Source organism: Micromonospora sp. M51 (assembly GCF_018070305.1).
Classification (GTDB): Bacteria; Actinomycetota; Actinomycetes; order Mycobacteriales; family Micromonosporaceae; genus Micromonospora; species Micromonospora parva.
In genome coordinates, this window is sequence record NZ_JAGPXZ010000739.1 from 1 (window position 1) to 2,973 (window position 2,973).

The window sequence follows — 2,973 nt, forward strand, 5'->3', positions numbered from 1 at the left end:
GTGGGGCGGACCAGGGTGATTCGCCACCCACCCGGCGGGGCAGCGGTTCGGTCGGTGTCGAGTCGGCCGGGTAACCCAGAGTGACCGGCGCGGTGTCCCGCTCCGCCGCCGCGGGGGGCGGCCAGTCGGTCAACGTGAAGTCGTCGTTGCGGGGGCCTCCGTCCGACGCGGGGGCGGGTGCCGTGGCCGGAACGGCCGCCGGGGTCGGCCACTGCCGCCACCGCTGTTGGCTGAAGGTGGCCATCAGCAGCAGCATGCCGATCAGGAAGAGCGTGCCGTTCTCCACGGGCAGGCGCAGCGGCAGCGGGTCGCCGAACACCTTCCACTCGTGCGGGATCGCGTCCCGCACCGAGAAGGGCGCCACGAACATCCCGATGTACGGGGTGACCAGCAGCGCCCCCGCCACCAACGGGCCCAGCGGTGAGAAGCGCAGCGTGCCGAGCAGGCCCAGCAGGACACCGCCGACACCGAGGTACACGGCCGGCTCGATCAGGTTGGCGGTGTTGAACGTGCCGATCTCCACCCAGCGGTCGACCGTCCGGCTCGACCCGTCCTGCCCGAGTGTGACCAGCACCCAGGTGATGGGTGCCACCACCAGCCCGGCGAGGAAGCTCCAGAGATGTCGCATCCGCGCACCGTACCGTTTTCGACATGACTGAGCACCTCTCCGCCGCTCCGAACGGCAAGCCGACGTCGTACTCGCGCGTCACTCTCAGCAAGATCATGACGGCGGTGGACGTCAACCTCTACGGCACCGTGCACGGTGGGGTTCTGATGAAGTTCGTCGACGACGTGGCCGGGGCCGCTGCCGCCCGGCACAGCGGCGGAACGGCGGTGACCGCGGCGATCGACGAGATCGTCTTCTCGGAGGCGGTCCGGGTCGGCGACCTCGTGCACGCCCACGCCCAGGTGAACTGGACCGGCCAGACCTCGATGGAGGTGGGCGTACGGGTGGTCGCCGAGCGGTGGGACTCGGCCGAGGACGCGCCGGTCCGGGTGGCCACCGCGTACCTGGTGTTCGTCGGCGTGGACGTCGGTGGGGCGCCGCGCGCGGTCCGCCCGGTGCTGCCGGAGACCGCGGAGGACGAGCGGCGGTACAAGGAGGCGGAGATTCGCCGGGCGCACCGCCTCGCCCGCCGTCGAGCCATCCAGGCCCACCGCGCGGGCTGACCCACATGAGGTGGCGGGTTGGAGTGTGGGACGGGCACGCGTCGGTCGGCCTACCCGGTGCGCAGAATGGCGCTTCGAGGTAGGGCAAGATGGCGCCACGGCCCAGTCACAGTGTCGTGTCGGGCCAGGGGGAGGGTGGACCAGTGGGTGACATGCTGTGGGCGCCGCCGGCGGACGTACGCGAGCGGTCCCGGATCGGCGCCTACCTGCGCTGGCTGCGGGAGCACCGCGGGTTGGACTTCGCCGACTACGACGCGTTGTGGCGCTGGTCCACCACCGATCTGGACGGGTTCTGGCGCTCGATCTGGGACCACTTCGAAGTGATCGCACACACCCCGCCCACCGCGACCCTGGCGCAGCGGGTGATGCCGGGCGCCCGTTGGTTCCCCGGCGCCACGCTCAACTACGCCGAGAACGTGCTGCGGATGCCGGGTCGGGGCGACGACGACCCGATGGTGATCTCCCACGGGCAGACGCGCCCGCCGGTCACGCTGACCGCCGGGGAGCTGCGCGAGCAGGTCCGCCGGGTGTCGGCCGGGCTGCGCCGGCTCGGCGTCACCGCCGGTGACCGGGTGGCGGCGTACGCCCCGAACATCGGCGAGACGTACGTCCTGCTGCTGGCCACCGCCAGCCTGGGCGCCATCTTCTCGTCCTGCGCCCCCGAGTTCGGCACCCGCAGCGTCACCGACCGCTGGCAGCAGATCGAACCGTCGGTGCTGGTCGCCGTGGACGGGTACCGGTACGGCGACAAGCCGGTGGACCGCCGCGCCGAGGTGGCCGCGATCCGGGCCGCCCTGCCGTCACTGCGGCACACCGTCAGCATCGGCTACCTCGACCCGGCGGGCCCCGCGCCCGACGGCGCGCTGAGCTGGGCCGAGCTGGCCGCGCCCGTGGACGAGCCGTTGACGTTCACGCCGGTGCCGTTCGACCACCCGCTCTACGTGCTCTACTCCTCGGGCACCACCGGGTTGCCGAAGCCGATCGTGCACGGCCACGGCGGCATCCTGCTGGAGCACCTGAAGATGCTGGCCCTGCACCACGACCTGGGCCCGGCCGACCGGTTCTTCTGGTTCACCACCACCGGGTGGATGATGTGGAACTTCCTGGTCTCCGGGCCGGCGGTGGGCGCGAGCATCGTGCTCTTCGACGGCAACCCGGCGGTCCGCGCGGAGCCCGGCCGGCCGGCTGAGCCCGACCTCGGCGGGTTGTGGCGGATGGCGGCGGAGACCGGCACCACGTACTTCGGCACGTCCGCGCCGTACCTGCTGGCCTGCCGCAAGGCCGGGTTGGTCCCCCGGGACGTCGCCGACCTGTCGGCGGTACGCGGCGTGGGTTCCACTGGTGCGCCGCTGCCCGCCGAGGGCTTCCGCTGGGTGTACGAGACCGTCGGCGACCACCTCCAGCTCCAGTCGCTCTCCGGCGGCACCGACGTGTGCACGGGTTTCGTCGGCGGGGTGCCGCTGCTGCCGGTGTACGCCGGTGAGATCGCCTGCCGGGCGTTGGGCGCCAAGGTGGAGGCCCGTTCCGCCGACGGCACGCCGGTGATCGGCGAACTCGGCGAGCTGGTGATCACCGAACCGATGCCGAGCATGCCGGTGGGCTTCTGGAACGACACTGACGGCACCCGCTACGCGGAGGCGTACTTCGACGTCTACCCGGGCGTCTGGCGGCACGGCGACTGGATCACCATCAACGAGCGGGGTGGGTGTGTGATCACCGGGCGTTCCGACGCCACCCTCAACCGTGGTGGGGTCCGGCTCGGCACCGCCGAGTTCTACTCCGTGGTCGAGGGGCTCGACGAGG

3 protein-coding genes are annotated in these 2,973 nt (G+C 72.0%); 2 read left to right on the forward strand and 1 reads right to left on the reverse strand.

The window, feature by feature from the left end; translation table 11 throughout:
• Positions 1–628: hypothetical protein (locus tag KBX53_RS27920; protein WP_210862525.1), on the reverse strand; the 628-nt coding region annotated here is incomplete at its 3' end.
• A 23-nt stretch (positions 629–651) separates the two neighbouring features.
• On the opposite strand from KBX53_RS27920, the gene KBX53_RS27925 reads away from it, so the two are divergent.
• Both KBX53_RS27925 and KBX53_RS27930 read left to right on the forward strand, forming a co-directional pair.
• On the forward strand, positions 652–1,170 hold the full coding sequence (locus tag KBX53_RS27925) for an acyl-CoA thioesterase (protein WP_030337966.1): 519 nt from the start codon (positions 652–654) through the stop codon (positions 1,168–1,170).
• A 143-nt stretch (positions 1,171–1,313) separates the two neighbouring features.
• On the forward strand, positions 1,314–2,973 hold a 1,660-nt coding region (locus KBX53_RS27930), incomplete at its 3' end, for an acetoacetate--CoA ligase (RefSeq protein ID WP_210862527.1).

Coding starts and splice junctions, on each gene's coding strand:
- KBX53_RS27925 (WP_030337966.1), top strand. CDS start 652: ATGACTGAGCACCTCTCCGCCGCTCCGAACGGCAAGCCGACGTCGTAC.